Annotated in this window: 19 protein-coding genes; 16 read left to right on the top strand and 3 right to left on the bottom strand. The window is 53.3% G+C overall.

Annotation, left to right across the window (positions count from 1 at the left end; translation table 11 throughout):
- Positions 1-17: 17 nt before the first annotated feature.
- The 15 genes from KGP21_RS14830 (at position 18) to KGP21_RS14760 (ending at position 15,179) form a co-directional block, all read left to right on the top strand.
- Positions 18-341, top strand: a complete 324-nt coding sequence (locus tag KGP21_RS14830; protein WP_021806447.1) for an acyl carrier protein — start codon at positions 18-20, stop codon at positions 339-341.
- Positions 338-1,534 carry an aminomethyltransferase family protein gene (locus KGP21_RS14825; RefSeq protein ID WP_223535506.1) on the top strand — a complete coding sequence of 399 codons (1,197 nt, stop codon included), beginning with the start codon at positions 338-340 and terminating at the stop codon, positions 1,532-1,534. The genes KGP21_RS14830 and KGP21_RS14825 overlap by 4 nt, the downstream gene beginning before the upstream one ends.
- A gap of 92 nt (positions 1,535-1,626) precedes the next feature.
- Complete coding sequence (locus KGP21_RS14820; RefSeq protein WP_179251611.1) at positions 1,627-4,185, top strand: beta-ketoacyl-[acyl-carrier-protein] synthase family protein; 2,559 nt, start codon at positions 1,627-1,629, stop codon at positions 4,183-4,185.
- The gene (locus KGP21_RS14815) at positions 4,182-5,417 is read left to right on the top strand and encodes a beta-ketoacyl synthase N-terminal-like domain-containing protein (protein ID WP_223535503.1); all 1,236 of its coding nucleotides are present in this window, start codon (positions 4,182-4,184) and stop codon (positions 5,415-5,417) included. The genes KGP21_RS14820 and KGP21_RS14815 overlap by 4 nt, the downstream gene beginning before the upstream one ends.
- Positions 5,404-6,483 carry an ATP-binding protein gene (locus tag KGP21_RS14810; protein WP_223535501.1) on the top strand — a complete coding sequence of 360 codons (1,080 nt, stop codon included), beginning with the start codon at positions 5,404-5,406 and terminating at the stop codon, positions 6,481-6,483. The genes KGP21_RS14815 and KGP21_RS14810 overlap by 14 nt, the downstream gene beginning before the upstream one ends.
- Complete coding sequence (locus KGP21_RS14805; protein WP_223535499.1) at positions 6,480-7,193, top strand: ABC transporter ATP-binding protein; 714 nt, start codon at positions 6,480-6,482, stop codon at positions 7,191-7,193. Before KGP21_RS14810 ends, KGP21_RS14805 begins: the two co-directional genes overlap by 4 nt.
- On the top strand, positions 7,174-7,836 hold the full coding sequence (locus KGP21_RS14800) for a hypothetical protein (protein WP_223535497.1): 663 nt from the start codon (positions 7,174-7,176) through the stop codon (positions 7,834-7,836). Before KGP21_RS14805 ends, KGP21_RS14800 begins: the two co-directional genes overlap by 20 nt.
- Complete coding sequence (locus KGP21_RS14795; RefSeq protein WP_223535495.1) at positions 7,833-9,158, top strand: FtsX-like permease family protein; 1,326 nt, start codon at positions 7,833-7,835, stop codon at positions 9,156-9,158. The genes KGP21_RS14800 and KGP21_RS14795 overlap by 4 nt, the downstream gene beginning before the upstream one ends.
- Before the next feature lie 21 nt (positions 9,159-9,179).
- On the top strand, positions 9,180-9,932 hold the full coding sequence (locus tag KGP21_RS14790) for an SDR family oxidoreductase (RefSeq protein WP_223535493.1): 753 nt from the start codon (positions 9,180-9,182) through the stop codon (positions 9,930-9,932).
- 23 nt (positions 9,933-9,955) lie between these two features.
- Positions 9,956-10,774 carry an outer membrane lipoprotein-sorting protein gene (locus KGP21_RS14785; RefSeq protein WP_179250379.1) on the top strand — a complete coding sequence of 273 codons (819 nt, stop codon included), beginning with the start codon at positions 9,956-9,958 and terminating at the stop codon, positions 10,772-10,774.
- A 20-nt stretch (positions 10,775-10,794) separates the two neighbouring features.
- Positions 10,795-12,180 carry a hypothetical protein gene (locus KGP21_RS14780; RefSeq protein WP_223535491.1) on the top strand — a complete coding sequence of 462 codons (1,386 nt, stop codon included), beginning with the start codon at positions 10,795-10,797 and terminating at the stop codon, positions 12,178-12,180.
- Between the two features lie 34 nt (positions 12,181-12,214).
- Complete coding sequence (locus KGP21_RS14775) at positions 12,215-13,138, top strand: ACP S-malonyltransferase (protein WP_223535488.1); 924 nt, start codon at positions 12,215-12,217, stop codon at positions 13,136-13,138.
- Positions 13,139-13,145: 7 nt separating this feature from the next.
- On the top strand, positions 13,146-14,192 hold the full coding sequence (locus KGP21_RS14770; RefSeq protein ID WP_223535486.1) for a hypothetical protein: 1,047 nt from the start codon (positions 13,146-13,148) through the stop codon (positions 14,190-14,192).
- 235 nt (positions 14,193-14,427) lie between these two features.
- On the top strand, positions 14,428-14,874 hold the full coding sequence (locus KGP21_RS14765; protein WP_181817521.1) for an STM2901 family protein: 447 nt from the start codon (positions 14,428-14,430) through the stop codon (positions 14,872-14,874).
- Positions 14,874-15,179 carry a DUF1493 family protein gene (locus KGP21_RS14760; RefSeq protein WP_223499563.1) on the top strand — a complete coding sequence of 102 codons (306 nt, stop codon included), beginning with the start codon at positions 14,874-14,876 and terminating at the stop codon, positions 15,177-15,179. The genes KGP21_RS14765 and KGP21_RS14760 overlap by 1 nt, the downstream gene beginning before the upstream one ends.
- Positions 15,180-15,252: 73 nt before the next feature.
- On the opposite strand, the gene KGP21_RS14755 is transcribed toward KGP21_RS14760, so the two are convergent.
- From KGP21_RS14755 to KGP21_RS14745, 3 genes are read right to left on the bottom strand one after another with little or no spacing between them, the layout of a single operon-like run.
- Positions 15,253-15,732: an Hcp family type VI secretion system effector gene (locus KGP21_RS14755; protein ID WP_021806432.1), complete on the bottom strand. Its 480-nt coding sequence runs from the start codon at positions 15,730-15,732 to the stop codon at positions 15,253-15,255.
- Positions 15,733-15,764: 32 nt separating this feature from the next.
- Positions 15,765-16,022, bottom strand: coding sequence for a hypothetical protein (locus KGP21_RS14750; RefSeq protein WP_021806431.1), 258 nt, complete (start codon positions 16,020-16,022; stop codon positions 15,765-15,767).
- Positions 16,023-16,063: 41 nt separating this feature from the next.
- Positions 16,064-16,309 (bottom strand): hypothetical protein, encoded by a 246-nt coding sequence (locus tag KGP21_RS14745; RefSeq protein WP_021806430.1) that lies wholly within the window; start codon positions 16,307-16,309, stop codon positions 16,064-16,066.
- Between the two features lie 403 nt (positions 16,310-16,712).
- Between KGP21_RS14745 and KGP21_RS14740 the strand changes: the two genes are divergently transcribed.
- Positions 16,713-17,318, top strand: coding sequence for a nitroreductase family protein (locus KGP21_RS14740; RefSeq protein WP_223535484.1), 606 nt, complete (start codon positions 16,713-16,715; stop codon positions 17,316-17,318).
- Positions 17,319-17,333: the final 15 nt, after the last annotated feature.

Genomic DNA, 17,333 nt, shown 5'->3' with positions numbered 1-17,333 from the left:
CAGGGAGTAATGCCGCTATGAGCAACATCGCGCTTATTGAAAGGATTGAACAGCGCAAGTCTGTGCTGGAGAAAATCAAAACGGGGCTAATAGAACGCCTGAACCTCTATCAGAGAGTCAATCAGATTGACGATGACACACCGCTGTTTGGTAGCGGGTTGAAGCTGGATTCGGTGGATGCCACCGAGGTCGTCGTGTTGCTGGATGAAATTTTCGGCATCCGTGTGACAGAAGGTGACGATCCTTCCTACATGCGTAGCGTCAACACCCTGACTTCGTTTGTTATCGCCAAGCAGGGGGAAACCACCAACGGATCAGCAACAGGAGCGGACAAGGAATGACCAAACTCACTGACATTCATCAGCAGAATGGGGCGGTAATGGGGGAGCGTAACGGCGTTGCTATTCCCCTGAGTTATTTTGCTGCGGAGGAGGAACACAAGGCGGTACGTCAACACATTCTGCTGTCCGACTACTCCCATTTTGGCATCGCGGCCATCAACGGTGACAGCGCCTGGTCGTTGCTCAACCAGCTGGTTTCCGGCGATGTTTCATCGATCCGGGATGAGCAAGCCATGTACAGCCTGATCCTCGATGAAGCAGGCAACATCATTACCGACCTGTATATCGCCTGTGATGACGAACGTTTTCTGTTGCTGTCGGAGTGGGTCAGCGGTGAAACGCTGTGCGAGATGCTGCGTGCCAAGCTGGCAGGCAATGAAGACGAGTTTGAGGATATCGACTCGATCGAATCGCTGACGCCAGAGTGGGGCATGTTGCACTTCGAAGGGCCGTACGCCTGGGAACTGTTGGCCGAAGTTTATGGGATGGACGTGATTGGCCTGCCATACCAGGAACACATGCACGTTGAGGACGATCTGATCCTGCTGCGCAGCGGCAAACACGGCGAGTACTCTTACAAACTGATGGGGCCACAGGATCTGCTGGCCGATGTTTGGACCCAGATGCTGGAGGCTGGCGAAAGGTACGACATGCGTACCGGCGGGCTGAACTACCAGCGGAAAGTGCGCCTGGAAAACCCTTGCTGGGAACCTGGCATGTTCAATTCATACACCGGCTGCCCGATTGCTTTGCAAATGCAGTGGGCAGTGCGTTACGACAAAGAAGCCTTCACCGGCCTGGCGAGTTTGAGCGAACGCGTAGAGCAGGGCTGCAGCCACCGCATCGTGGGGATGAGCATTGCTGGGAAACCGGACGCCATCCCGCAGCGTGGCGACAAAGTGATGTTTGACGGTAACTGCATCGGTGAAGTGATCGTCTGCGATTACTCGGCAGACCTGCAAGCCTTTGTGGGCCGTTTGTTCCTGACCGATGCCTGGGCTTGGGCAGACATTGATGGCTATCACGTAGTAACGGCTAATGGCCCGGTGGCGGTGACTACGTCGGCGGTGCCTTTCGCGCGTAACTACAGCTTCCTGATTAATCCTTCTGAACACAGTTATGTCGACAGCTCGCGCCCACGCAATCTACTGCAACAGCTTGAATGGCAAAAGCTGAGGGAAGAGAACGAGTAAGCCGAACACCCCCTAAAACATCACGTTATTTTGCGCCATGGCAGCATGGCGCACTCACATTTGATTTCTGGTTTGCTGACACGGAAGACACTATGACAGTCACGCGTAAACGAGTGGTGATCACCGGTATGGGTCACCTCTCTTCCATTGCCACTAACGCTGCCGAGTTCAAACAGGCACTGCTGAATAAAACCTGCGGGATCAAGCCCAGCAAAAAGTACCTGGAATGGTTCGAGGATGCGAACGCCTCCGAGGTATTACAGCCTCTGAGTTGGCCCGATCTCCCTGCTGATACCGTTGCCTCATTGGATAATGCTTCATTGTGGGCCTATAAGGTTGGCCATGAGGCTTTGCAGCAAGGGCAGTTACCACGCGGAGAACTACGGGATAAAACCGGGCTGATCATCGGCGTTTCCTCTGCCGGTACCGAGCCCTTTATGCCATTGATCGAACGCCAGACGGAGCGCTTCTCGTTGAAGAAGGCCATGATCTCCGGCAGTTTTTCTTCCTGTAGCGCCATTGTCTCTTCACTGCTGGGATTGAAAGGGGGCTTTGAACTGGTCGCTACCGCCTGTACGGCCAGTACCAATGCGATGGGGATAGGTTATGACCTGATCCAGAACGGCAAGAATGCCACGGTGCTGGTAGTTGGCACCGAGCCTGTCTATCTGCCGACCTTTGCCGGATTTTACGCGCTCCATGCCATGAAACGTACGCCGTCCAGCCCGTTCTCCGGTGCCCCAGGGATGTCGGTTGGCGAAGGTGCTGGCGCTTTGTTGCTGGAGGAATACGAACATGCCGTCGCTCGTGGCGCGACGATCTATGGTGAGATGGTCTCTTACGCCACCTCTTGCGATGCCTATCACGAGACAGCCCCAGACCCACGGGCCGAAGGGGCGGTACAGGTGATGCGCCATGCGATGCAGAATGCCGAGATCGGGCCGCAGGATATTGATTATATCAACGCCCACGGTACCGGCACGGACGCTAACGATCGCTGCGAAACGCTGGCCATGAAGAAGGTCTTCCCGAATATCATGGCTATTCCGGTGAGTTCAACCAAGGCTTATGTGGGACACAACATCGGCGCCGCCGGGATCATTGAGCTGACCGCCTGCTTCCTTACCTTGCCGGAAAACAAGATCCTGCCAACGCTCAACTTCACTACGCCGCGCGCAAACTGCGATCTCAACTACGTGCCCAACGAGTTCCAGGAAGCCGAAGTCAAGATGTTCATGAAGAACAACTATGCCTTTGGCGGTAACAACTGCTGTGTGATTGCCAGCGTCAAGCCAGAGCAGAGTCCGGTAACGCATTATCAACCCAAACGCGTCGCGATCACCGGCATGGGGGCGGTCAGCTCCGTGGGCCACACCTTGCAAACCATGCTGGAAAAAATGTGGGCGCAGGAGCCACTGTCACAACTTTTCTCACCGGAGCTCGATGACGATACGCGCCATGGATTTCGTGAATTACTCAATGTCATGCTGAAAAACCAGGGTGTGGCTAACTACATGAGTAACCGCTTCGGCGCACAGGATGTGGAATACGAGCTGAACAAACCGGGCGGGGTGCATCAGGTGCAAGGGTTGGATGCCCGTAAGACACTACGCCGCTTTGATCCGCGTAAAGCCAATACCATCAGTACCTTTGCGTTACTGGCTCTTACCCAAGCCATGAACGACGCCGGGCGTAAGATCAAACGGGATGGCCAGACGATTGGCATGATCCTTGGCATGTCCAAAGGGCCGCATTCGACGGTGGATCGTTACCTGCAAAGCCTGTTCCCAGACCCAACCAAAGTGCGGACCTCCGAGTTTCCAGGTGCGCTGATGAATGCCATTTCGACGTTCTGTTCCATTTCCGAAGGGATCAAGGGCTATAACACCTCGCTGGCCACAGGTATCAATGCCGGATTGGGTGCTTTGACTTACGGCTACGAATTGGTCCGCCAGGATCTGCAAACGCAGATGATTGTAGGGGGGGCGGATGAAAATATGAACACCTTCGTCATCTGCCTGCAGGCACTGAACAGCGATCTGCTGCTGACACGCGACCCGGCTGATTTCCAGATCTACAGCAAGGACGGCACAGGCTATATCCCAGGTGAAGGTGCGGGCATGCTGCTGATTGAAGATTTACAGCATGCACAGGATCGTGGGGCCCACATTCACGCCGAGATTGTCGGCTATGGCAAATCCAGCGATGGCTGTTACTTTGCCAAGGATGATATGCCAGCCCGCATCGAGTCCATGGCGGTGGCCATTCGTCAGGCATTGCACGAAGCAGATATGGCACCGGAAGAGGTGGATCTGATCTGTGGCACCAGTGATGGTACCGCCGCCCGTGATGCCGTTGAGATTGGGGCGATCCGAAGCGCCTTCGGAGAAGCTCGCCGTAACCTGCCGTTTGTTAACTACAACGCCTGGTTTGGTCTGGTGGAGTCCTGCGTCGGTATCCTCAATATCGCGGTGGTCACGGAGATTATGAAGCGGGGTGAAATCCTGCCGATCCCTTACACCGAAAACTTCTGTGCGGAGGATATCGCCTTTGTCACCCAACCGCTGAAGAAAACCGTCCGTAACGCTCTGGTGCTGGGTGCAACGGAAGGCGGTAATCACTATGCCGTGGTGCTGAGGAGTATGGCGTGATCCAGAATGCCGTCCTGAGTGGTTGGGGCGTCACCAGTGCTTATGCGCCGGATTTTCCGGCGCTGATCAAGGGGCTGAGCGAAAGCAGGTTGGCCAGCACACAGCCCTGGTTCGCCACCGAAAGCGAATGGCAGGATCTGCGTTTGAGTTGCAACCCGCACCATGTTGCTGACCCTCTGCCGGCCGGTACGATGTTGACCCGCCTGCAGTCGGTTATCAATCAGGCGCTTGCCGGAGCTGGGATGACAACGGATCAATTGCAGGGCAAGCGGGTTCGGGTTTATCTGGTAGGCCATGGTGAACGGCCAGACATTGCTGATTTTATGGGGTATCAGGATCGCAACGACCAGGAAGAACTGCGGTTATTCCCAAAAATCAAACGGCTGCATGCCAAGAGTTACGGTCAGGATCGGCTGGCGTGGCAACTGACGCAGAGCTATCAGCTCAGTTGGCCACCGGTTTCGCTTTATTGCGCCAGCAACTCTTCTTTAGCCGCGGTCCATTTGGCCCACTCGGCCATTGCTGCCAATGAGGTTGATTTGGTGCTGGTCATTGGCTGGTTTGAAACGCTGACGCAGGACATTGTCTTCCTGGGTGGCCAGGACATGCTGGGGGAAGAGGGTTCACAACCGTTTAGCAGCCATAACAGCTGCATTCTACCCACCAACGGTGTCGTGGCGCTGATCGTTGAAAGCGAGCAACACGCTCGTCAACGCAACTTTACTTCGCCTGTCAATTTGCGTAGCTCAGTGTTTTGCCAGAGCAGCGGTGCCAGGGGCAGCAGTTCCTTCACGGCGAATTTCCGCACTATTGCCCAGACGTTTGAGCGGGCACTACTGGAAGCCGGGCTCACCGCGCAAGATATTGCCTGCGTTTTCCCTCATGCCAATGGGGTGATTGCCAGCGACAAGGCAGAAGCTATGGCGCTGCAAAAAGTCTGGGGGAAAGGCGGTGTTCCGGTAGTCAGTTACAAGGGGCAGGTCGGTTACATGGAGAGCTGCTGTGGTTTGCTGGACCTGATGCTGGCGGCGGATGCGCTACAACAACGTCGTCTGCTGGCGTTGACCACGCGTTACCCGATTAACGACAGTCTGCAAATTTATGTTCATGCCGATAGCCCACCGTTGGCACTGAAACGGCAGCACATCCTCAAGTCTGGCATCGGGCTCGATGGTTCGGCCATCGCCATGGTGATCTCCGCTAACAGAGAGGATGCTGATGAACACGGTTAAACAAGTGATACCGGCGGCGGCCATCAATCTGGTGGGGTTTTCCCTGCTGGAACCCTGCACGCCGATGCACCGGTTTTTTCCTAGCTGGTACAACGTGTGGGAAGCCTGGTTGCATAAACAAGCCAATGCCAAAGCGGGCAGCGACCAGTGGTTGTTCCGTCGTTTCGGCATTGACAGTGAAATGCTGCCTGAAGAGGCGCTGCGTAAAGCCAATTATCGTGGCTGGCTGAACGACATGAGTGCGGCCTGCGCTCAGGCGGTGGCACAGTTGGGGAGCAAGGGGGAGTTTCGCCTGCGCAATGAGCGTAATGCGTTGATTTATTGTGATTCCTGGGGGGAAGCATCGGTATTTGAAGGGGTCAACAGCTGGCGAGACTCGTTGAGCGTCGATATTCTGCCCAAAGGTATCGTGCGGGATTACGGCATCAAGGATTTCACCTGCAAATTGCGCGGTGAGCGTAACGGCTTGCTGAGTGCGTTGCGGATGGCGCAGGACTGCCTGAACAGTAATATGGCCGATAACGTCATCATCTGTGGCCAATTCCGCAGCTTCCCGGTGTTGGTTTTCTCTGAGGCCGAACACTTTCCTTCATCCAGCAAACGGGGGCCGATCCCCGCCAACAGTCAGTTCAGCGTTGAGCGGGTCGGTTGCCTGATCCTCAAGAAGCAACCAGGCCAGGGCGTTGCTCTGCATTTGAGTGATTATCAAGCCTTGTCGGGGTCTACCCAGCGGCGCGCGCTGCAGTTGGCCGACCACTGTAAGCGTTATCTGGCTAGGGATACCCAGGCCGTGTTGGGCGTAACACCACCGGCACTGTCATTTCGCGCCGTGCAGCGGCAAGCGTTTGAACAGTTACCTGCCGGTCTGGCTTGCGTCTCGCTCAGTGAACTCTACGGCGACAGCGGCTGCATGAATCCGGCGTTGGCCTGGCAGTACCTACTGCAAAGCAATATCACCGGGCACAGCTTGTTGAGTGTGCTCGACGGTGAGGGAGGAGCCTGGTTGCTGGAGAACTGGATACCACAAGCCTGTCACTTACTGTCAAATCATCGGGGAACATCATGACCACCCTACATAGTGCACAACCTCTGCCTGTGGTGTCGATGCAACAGGCAGGCAAACGCTTTGGTAAAGGGCCGGGTGCCATTGTGGCGCTGGGATCGATTACCACCGAAATCCATGACGGCGAGTTTATCGCGTTATGTGGGCCGTCCGGCAGTGGTAAAAGCACGTTGCTCAATCTGATGGGCGGTATCGATTATCCCACCAGTGGCCATGTCTATTTGCTGGGTAACGACCTTTCCACGCTCAATGACCAACAAGCCGCTTGCCTGCGTGCTGATGCCATCGGCTTCGTATTCCAGTTCTTTAACCTGCTGCCGGTACTGAGCGTGTTCGATAACGTTTATTACCCACTGATGCTTAACGGCTTCAGCCGCCGCGTGGCGCAGGACCAGGTGATGGACATGATCGAAAAAGTGGGGTTGGCGGCGCACTACAAACGCACGCCCGGCGAGCTTTCCGGCGGGCAGCAGCAGCGCGTGGCGATCGCCCGTGCGCTAGTGAAACGTCCACGCTTGATCGTTGCCGATGAACCCACCGGCAATCTGGATACCCGTACCGGGCAGGAGATCGTGGATCTGCTGCTTACCATGAATCAGGAACTGAAAACCACGTTTGTTATTTCCACCCATTCATTGACGCTGCGCGATCGGGCCAAACGGGTGTTGGAAATCAGGGATGGGGAGTTGGAAAATGATGTTGTTATCGCTTAAGCGTTACGCTGTCACTTTATTGGTGTTGGTCAGTGGGCTGTCGCAGGCCACTGGTTTGCAGGAAGCGCAGGACAACCCCAACTTACAGGCGATCCTGGCGGTTAATTCCCAAGCGCCAATGAGTACGTTGACCCGTGCGGCCAGCCAATTGCAAGCTTTGTATCAACAGCACCCGGATCGCCACATTGCCAAAATGTTTTATGGCTACGCACAACTGTTTATGGCCACGGATTTTCTGGCCAAGAAGAATTATATGCGTGCGGCAGAAACCTCAAAACTGGGTTTTTTCTACATAGATGAAGCGGCGGAAAGCGAAGAGAACGACTGGCAGATGCGCTTTCTGCGTGTGCGGATGGATGCATTTGTTCCAGCCAGCCATGGCCGTTGCGTCGTGGCCTTGAAAGACCTGGACTATTTGCAGCAGAACCCGGCGGTGCCCGCTGATTTGAAACCGATGATCACGCTGATGTCCGCCCATGCGCTGGCCAGTTGCCAACGTGTGGCCGATGCCAAGGCGGCCTGGGCGGCGTTGGCACAGCAGGGCGCAGAGGGGAAACGTCTGTCCGAGCAAAGTACGGCACCTGAATGGACGCCTGCTGAACTGAGCGCCATCATCCAGCCGCTGGCGGAGGTGCCGCTATGATGAATATCCTGTTCTGGATTGCCAACATAATTATCATTTACGCTTTGTTGGTGGTGATCGTGACGGCGATCCGTAAACCTACCGATATCCGTTATACCTTCCTCAATCTGTTTCGCCAGCGCCGTCGTTCCGGGGTGACGCTACTGGCGATCACTCTGGGAGGGGTGGCGGTATTTATCTTTGGCGGGTTTGTCGATTACTCGTTCTGGGCGCTGCGTGAACAAACCATCCGCACCAACCTGGGGCATATTCAACTTTATCAGCAAGGTTACCTCAGCAGCGGGGCCAACAATTCGCTGCAGTACACCATCGATAATTACGATGAGGTGAAACAGCTCCTGCAGGCCGATCCGGTGATTGCCCCGAAGATCGCCACCATTACCGGGCAACTGGCGTTTACCGGCATCATTTCCCAGTATGACAAGGGAGCTTCCACCTTCTTTACCGGCGTGGGGATCGAACCTCTAACCTCGTTGGTGCTGGGCTCGCTGGATAAAATCATTTCTGGTAGCGACCTGTCGCGGGTTGAACAGCAGGACATCACCCTGGGTTCTGGTATCGCCAATGCCTTGTCGGCGGGCTATGGTGACTGGGTCGACATGTTGGTGGTCAACCCGCAAGGTGGGCAAAACGCCATGTCTTCTCAGGTACGCGGCGTCTTCCAGTCCGGCATCAAAGAATACGACGATACGGCGATCAAGATGCCGCTGCACACGGCCCAGCGTCTGTTGCAGACCCAGGATGTCAGTAAAATCATCATCATGCTGCAGGACACCAACCAAACCGAGGAAGTGCTGGCGCGGATCAATCAGTTGATTGAACAGCATCAGTTCAAGCTGGAAGCGCGCTCCTGGGATGAGTTAGCCATTTTCTATCATCAGGTGGTGAACCTGTTTGAAGGGATCTTCCTGTTTATCAAATCCATCGTCAGCGTCATCGTGGTGTTCATGATCGGCAACACCTTGATGATGAGCGTCATTGAGCGTACGCGCGAAATCGCCACGCTGCGCGCACTGGGCTTAAACCAATCCTATATTGGCCGCCTGTTTGTGTTGGAAGGGATCATCATTGGCATTATTGGCTCGGCGCTGAGCGTCAGCTTCGGCATGCTTATCGCTGCACTGATCAATATCAACGGCATACCGATGCCGCCTTCGCCTGGTTATACCCAGGGCTATCTGGCCTTTGTGCTGTGGGATCAGGATTTCAATCTGTTCTGGTTCTCCTGTGCGTTGCCGCTGGTGACCGCATTGATAGCGTCCATTATCCCGGCACGCCGGGCATCGAAACTGGTTATAGCGCAAGCATTCCGCTTTGTTTAAACCCTCAGGGAGAGAAGAGACATGTCAAAGGGACAAACCGTACTCATTACCGGCGCAGGCCGTGGCATTGGTATGGCGATCGCCGAAAAACTGGCGCAAGAGGGCTATGACCTGATCCTCAACTACCGCAAGGATCAGGGGAAAAGTGCGGCCAACCTGCAACGCTTTGTGGCAGCAGAAACCCGCGTGAAGGTGACCTTGGCCAAAGCGGATATCGCCGAACCGCGCGATATAAGTGAAATGGTGAAAAAGCTCAGACAGCAGGGGATCGAACGTATCGATCATCTGGTGCTGAATGCCGCCGCCTCGCCGTTCAAAGCCTTTATGGACATGACGCGCAGCGACTGGAAGCTATTGCTCAATACCAACCTGATCGGCAACACCGCCTGCGTACAGGAAGTGGTACCGATGATGCCTCAGGGCGGTACGATCTGCGTGATTTCCAGTCTAGGTAGCCAGCGCGTATTGGAAAAATACCCGCTCGGCATCGCTAAATCGGCACTGGAAAATCTGGTGAGCTACCTGGAGGTGGAACTGTATGACCGCAATATCCGGGTCAACGGCATCTGCGCCGGGGTGGTGAATACCGATATGTTGCCGTACCTGGACGAACTGTGGTCAGCAATGTTCGAACGTTGGAATAACGCACCGCGCCGCTGGAAGGTGGAGCCGGAAGAGGTGGCCAACATTACTGCGTTTCTGGTCTCTGACCAGTCGAGTGCGATACGTGGCAGCACCCTTATTGCCGATCTTGGCATGATGCTGGATATATAGCCCCATAAACAAGGAACGTTCCCATGAAATATCAATTAGCTGGATGCCTGATTTTACTGGGTCTGTCGGTTGTGGCTCAGGCGGCAGAACCGTTGGATCGTCATCAACTGAATAGCCTGACCCAGGAAGATCAGCAGGCCCGTGAGATTATCCGTCGTGCCGATCGCGTGAGGGCACCCGACCGGCCTTTCCGCTATACGCTGACACTGCTGGAGCATAAGGGAGGGCGTGATGTCACGGAGAACCAGCAGGTGCTGGATATTTCCATGCGCTTCTATAAGCCTTCGGAGCAGGTAGAGAAAGGGGATGCGCGTGCGTTGGTGCGTTTTATCTCCCCGGTACGAGACAAAGGCAAAGCCTTGCTCTCCGATCTGGACAAAATGTGGTATTACGCTCCAGACCTGCGGCGCCCGATCCCCATTTCCCGCCAGCAACGCCTGGTGGGGCAGATCTCCAACGGTGACGTGGTTGCCGCAGACTTTGATTACTCCTATATCTCCCGGCTGGTGGGTGAAGAGGCCTGTGGCCAGACGATCTGCTACAAACTTTCGTTACAGCGCCGTTGGCCCTATGTCACTTATCCAGCGATCGGTTACTGGGTGGAAAAAGACACCGGTTTCCCTAGCCGGGCCGATTTCCTTTCCGCCGACGGTGTGCCGATCAAGCGTTCGTACTATCGCGATTATCAGCAGGTGTTGGGCCAGATGCGGCCAACTACCATCGTGGTGGAAGACGCGCTGCGCAAGGATAACTACACCACCATGCGTTACAGCGACATCCGGTTGGAATCGTTGCCGGAAAGCAACTTTCAGAAAGAGTATCTGCTGAGGTTGAACGGTTGATGGCGAGCAGGCGATCCCCGATGAGCGGGGTTCTGCTGCTGGTGGGTGCCTATAGTAGCAGCGGTTGGGCGGTTGACTGTCTTATCCAGCGCGGTTACGCGGGCATGGAGGGGATATCGTCCCATTCCTCGGACTCATTATGGCAGTTTGACGACCCGGCATTTCGTAACAACGCTATTGCCAATCTGTACCTTTCCGGCGTGGCGCGCTGCACGTTGACCGAAACCCTCAGCGTCAAGACGCAGGCCAGTGGTGAGTACGCTATCCAGGCACGTCAGCCGGGAGTTCTGGAGGATCAACGCCGCCAGGGGCTGGGCATACTCAACGAGGCTACCGCCAGTTGGGCGGTCAGCGACAGTGGGTACATCGATGCCGGTAAGGTACGTAAAACCAGTGGTTATCTGTTCTCGGTTGCGCCGCTAGACCTGCTGCGCAATATCAGCAGCAATATGCGTAGCGTGCGAGTGTTTGGCCTGGGGGATCGCGGGCACAACTTCTACGATGAAGGGGCGTATGGCATCAGCAGCTCATGGTACCGCAACGAAGGGACCTTCACGTTAGCGGCCTTTCCGCGCCTCAAGCGCAACAACCAGCGTCAGGAAGCCGCTTCGGAATGGGACGCGATCCTGCGTACCAACAGTACCGACAGATACTATGCCAGTTACACTGCGACCGGGCTGAAGGCGTTCAACCCGACTTTTTCGCTACTGGCTGGCGATCGGAAAACCGTGGCGTTAGGTACTAGTGGCAACCTGACGGATATGCTGATCCTCAGCGTTGAGGGGGCGATTTCCCATGGGCAGACCTGGCGCCATCTGGACATGGCTTGCGCACGTGCCATGCGCCAACTTGCCAATGTGCAGGAGCCGTACAAAATGCGCGCCAATGGAGTGCAAGCGGATATCGGCGTTGGCCTGCGTTACACCACTGGCGACCAAAGCGAATACGGCGCGGAATATTATGGTCAGAGCCAGGGCTACAGCCGCAGTGAGTGGCAGGACAACGTCGACACCATTCGCTTCGTTAATGGGGGTTACGGGCAGTCATTGCCACCGCTACCGCCATCGTTCATGGCGGATATCCGTAACGGCTATCAGCAGTACTCCCGCATGATGGCGGCAGAAACCGATAACGTCGGGCGCGGCGGCGACCTGCTCGGCAAACACTACCTCACCCTCTATACGCGCACCAATAAAGAGCAGGTCGGCAGTATCGACTGGTCGGTCTCCGGCATGGTCAACCTGGTGGATGGCAGCAACGTGCTGAATCTGCACCTGAGCACGCCACTCAAAAACAACATTGAGGCTTACACCGGCGTTGCCGCCAGCTTCGGCAGTAAAGAGAGTGAATTTGGCACCTTCGGAGAAAAAGGAAATATCTATGCAGGTATGCGAATCAATTGGTAATACACCGTCCGCAACGAACGTCGCGGACGGTTGGATGATGATTTTCCCAGGACAAGGATCCCCGGCGATCGGCATGGGCAGCGATGTCTGTGATGTTTCACCGGGCACCAGGGCGGTGTGGGATTGTGCCAGCGATGTTTCCGGGCTGGATGTACGCAAACTGTGCCAGAAAGGGCCGATGACACGCCTGACCAAAACCCTTTATCAGCAGTTGGCCGTCACCACCGTTAACGCCGCCATGCTGACGTTGTTACGCGAACGGACTCCCGTGTTGGAAACCGGTTATGCCGGGCATAGCGCAGGTGAATACACCGCGCTGTATGCCGCCGGGGTGATGGATCTGGAAACGCTGTTCCGCGCGATCACGCTGCGCGCGACCATCATGCAAAACCTGGCCGAACAGCGCAAAGGGGCGATGTATGTGGTCAAACCCTACAGCCATGATGCGCTGCGCGAGCAGATCGACAATCTTGGGTTGGGAACCGTACTCAACGTGTGCTGTGACAACGGGCATCAACAGCAAGTGGTAGGAGGGGAACTGACCGCAGTTAAAATCCTGGTTAATCATCTGGCGCGCCACGGGGTAAATACCATCAAGTTGGGCGTCAATGGCGCCTGGCACACACCGTTGATGCATGATGGGGTGGCACAGATGCGCCAGGCATTGGCCGACCTGCCATTCTCTGCGCCGGTTTGCCCGCTGATCATGAACAGCAGTGGCAAAGCGGAATACGACGTGGCGAAGATCAAGGAAAACCTGGCGTTGCACCTTATTCATACCGTGCGCTGGCGTGAAAGTATGGATCGGTGGGCCCTGATGGGATATCGCCGCTACCTGGAGATCAGCAACAAGAAAATCCTCAGCCACCTGTTGGCGGAGCACTACGGGGCTGACGAGGATTACCATATCCAACACTATTACCATATCGTTGGCAGCAGCGTTAAGCATGCGGGGTAAGGGCGATATGATGCCAACATTGACTACTTTCAGCCAAAGATACATGCGAGGAGCCGTGATCCCCGTGGTATTGGTCTCCGCTATTCTGACCTCGTCATTGATCCGCAACGTCATTGACATTACTCTGCCGGAGATGATTGCCGGATTGGGGGCGATCTGTCTGTCGATTGTCTGGAGCATGATGCGCGATGGTCAAGGTTACTGGGCGTATAGCGTATTGACCTTGAGGGTGTTTAAAAACCCGCAAGCGGTCGCGGGCCAGTATAAAGAGCGTAAAACAGCAGGGATGGCGAAATTGCTGTACCAGCCTGGCTGGGCTTCTTTGGTCATACTGTGCCTGGCGGCGGCACTGAGCGGACTGATATGGCTGTGCGGCCCAGACTGGCATTATCCCTTGATTGTGCTGCTTGGTGTCTTGGTGCTGCCAGCCTTGATGGTGGTTCAGTTAGGCAAATCAGCGCCGTTCAATATCCTGCTGGCCTTGAAGTCCTACAGTGAGCCCGAAAGCTATCGCCCTCGGCAGCGGCGTTTGCCAAGATTGGTGGCCGAAGATTTGCTATTGAATCTGCTAACCAATTTCGCCCTGGTCTTGCCGATTGCCCGTAAGCCCGCATTTAGCCTGGTTCCCGGCTATGCCGATCCTGCTTTTATCGTCGCGTTTATGATCCTGGTGGGGGCGGTGACGCTGTTTATGCTGGCGTTTGCCAGCCGGACACGACGTTATGTGCTGTTTGGGGAGTTACTCAATGGCACGCTGGACGCCCACTCTGTGCCTGCTGCTCCCTGGGCGTTCACCGGCAAGCTGACGCGTTGGCAACGTGGTCTGCTCTGGCTGCTGGCTTCGCAGCTGTGGGCTATTGCGATCTGCCTGGTGTTTGCGGCATTGCAGAACACTGCGCAATTTATCCCGCTATACCTTTGTGCATTGTTGCCGTTGCTGGTCGTTTACTGTGCGGAACGCTATCAGACCTTGTATAACAACTACAATGACGCGCTGGAAATGCACAAACGCCATCAGGTATATGCCAATAACGATGCCAAAACGATGAAGTAATTCATGGGGGGCTTCTGGCGCCCCCCATGTGACTAGGGAAGTCTGCGGTTATTGGATATTGAAGAAGCCAACGCGCAACAGCACTTCAGCGACCACAATCAACCCGCTGCCTAAGGTAAGCAACCGCTTGTTGATGCGTTGGGAACGCCAGCAGAATGCCAGTGCGCACCAGTTTTAAACTCATTGTTGAAAGTGGTATGATGATAACCATTACTTGATGTGGAGAATGGGTAGAATGGATACTACCGAAGAACTCAATGGCACGTATTACTATCACGGAATAGACAATGTCACCGCTCAAGAATTGTTTTGGATAATTTTTGTAGAAGAGTTTGCCAAGCATGAAGGGCTTACCATAGAAAGCGCGGCGATGATCATCATTGGCTGGCCTCTGATACCAAAACAAAAAGGGTTAGGGAAATCAACCTGGGGGACAAGCATAGCCTCTATAGCCTCTCGAAGGATCTTTAAAGATATGCGTTTTGCTGGACAAGTAGAAACGCCTGTCGGTTTTATGAAAACCCGTATGACCAGCAAGATCGGGACAGCCGTAGGGCGATATGCCCCCTATGTGGGTTACGCACAGGCGATGATCGTTTTTAGCATCATAGCTAAAGAAACACGGAATAAATACAATCTGATTGCACGACCTGAACACCGTATTGAATGGACGCCTTTCTAATGGTCGATGAAAACGAAATCCTAACATACCTCACTGAAAAATATAGTCTGCATAAAAAGCCCGTCCTTAAAGAATGGACTTTTCAAGAGCACTTTAATTTTGTTCAGGAAGAGTTAGAGGAAATGCTCGTTGACCTGTTCACACGTTACAAGATATCGCATGATAACTTTGATTTGGATGAATACTTTGAACCGGAATGGCCTGTATGGTTGTGGTGGAAGAAGCTACAACGAAGAGTATACAAACCACTCACGGTCAATATGTTCATAGAATCCGCAAAAGCGGGAAAATGGCTGTATCAATAAGAGATTCACTGCCCCCTGTCTTATCATACAGCCTATACGATTATGTTATAGACACGGTTTATGCCGTTAACGCTTAAAAGACCCTATCATCCCAAATGCTATAACCAGACGTACCGGCCATCCGGTGATTCCAGGAAATGGATTTATATTTAAGGACGATCTTCTCATGCGGCATCATATCATTATCATTTATGGAATGCGGATAGATACATGTAATATCGACAATGCTGGCTTCCGTCAGTTTAATTTCGTAGTAAAGCTCTAACTGTCCTGTCGTATTTATTCTGTAAAAATAAAATATCGCTTCTATAAGCTCATTGTCAGAAATTGCCATCGCTAACAGGGGCGAGGACTTATCAATAGGTTTAATAAAGTGAATAGGATGATGCTGTACGTTCTGCTCACGCGTGATACTATGATCTAACTCTAATACTTGTGCTTGGTCTTCATGACCTGTCTGGGTTCTGTTACCAATAGAGTCGAATGATGAACATCCGGCGGAAATCAAACCTTGTTTTTTTCCTTTAAGACTCACATAAATCAGGCTAGACATAGTATTTCCTTATATAAGTAGAGATCACTTTATTACAACCCTGTCGGAACTTTAATTTCCAACGTGAATTTGTGGTGAACGCCATTACCATCAGAGAACTTCATCTCAGCGTAATGGCCCTCTGTTTCAGCAAACAGTGTAAATATTGATTCCATCATGACTAATAATGCTTCCTCTGGAGCCATGACGCTATCATTAACGATACGCCTGAGTTGTTGATCTAACTGACTCACAAACTCATCTTTTAACTCGTTATTCACTTTATCTAAAAAGCTCTCAGCAATTTCCATATCACTGACTCCATTAGTAATAAAACCAGTAAAATTCGATATCAATGAAAATGTGAGGATATTTTTTCAAGCGTAAGCTTGAGTGTACGCCCATCTGAGACTTTCATTTCAGCGGAGTCGGTTTTCATTATGCCAAACAACGAAATACATCGTTTCATCATTAGCGCCATTTTTTCTTCAGGCGCTAATGGGCTTTCACTCAAACTATGGCTAATTTGTTCTGACAATTCAGCCATGGCCGGGGATTGATGACCGAAAAAAGTCCGTGTTTCTTTCTCTTTGTCCATCTGAGTCACTCCCTTTATTAGGGCGGAAGCCCAAGCTTGAAAAAGTGTACACTAAGCATGCTTTTTTAACAATATTGCCAAGATTAGCACAGTGGGACCCACCCTTGTCATCAGTAATACAGATTAACTATAAACAACTGGGGTTGTCTATAAAAATGCATGCGTAGTAGTTTCTGTTATTCAAAATTAAAATATCAGCCCATTGTTTCATTATAAAAATGAATGTTATTGACGCTTTTATCTATGCCTGATGGGGGGAGGGTAAAAATGTGAAAAAAGACGTTGCTATTTTACTTGACGGCGGCAGGGGATGCCCTGAGCCAAACGGAGCACAAATCCCGGTGGACAGAGGCTGCGAAAAAGCGACAATAAGCGGGTTAACTTAATCAAAGGACATGAAGTAATGCATACACTTGACGCTATTGAGCAACGCCGCGCGACCAAACAGTTCGATACCCAGCATGTGATGACGCTGGATGAGAAGAAGGCGCTGCTCAATATTGCCCTGCAAAACACCCCTAGTGCTTTCAACCTGCAACATTGGCGTCCGCTGCTGATCGAAGATCGTGCCCAGCGTGAGCATATCCGCGAGGTGGCCTGGGACCAGGCGCAGGTGACCGATGCCTCGATGCTGGTTGTGCTGTGTGGCGATCTGTCCAGTTGGGAATCCCAGGTGAAAAACATCTGGCGTGAAGCGGCGGAACCGGTGCAACAGTTTATGTTGCCCGCTGTCGACCAATATTACCGTGGTAAGGCTCAGGTACAGCGTGATGAAGTAATGCGCAGCAGCGGCCTGTTTGCTCAGACTTTGATGCTGGCAGCCAAGGCTCAAGGTTATGACTCTTGCCCAATGGACGGCTTTGATTTTGACGCCGTGGGCAAGATCATCAATAAGCCAGAGCACTACCAGATTGCGCTGATGGTGGCGATTGGCAAGGGCATCGGCCAACCTTATCCGCGCATTGGTAAGCTGCCGGTTGATGAGATTGTGCAGATCGACCGTTTTTAATTGAATAGCCTCTCT

Source organism: Serratia sp. JSRIV004, from assembly GCF_019968705.1.
Taxonomy (GTDB): Bacteria; Pseudomonadota; Gammaproteobacteria; order Enterobacterales; family Enterobacteriaceae; genus Chania; species Chania fonticola_B.
This window is presented reverse-complemented; position numbering and strand designations above follow the sequence as displayed.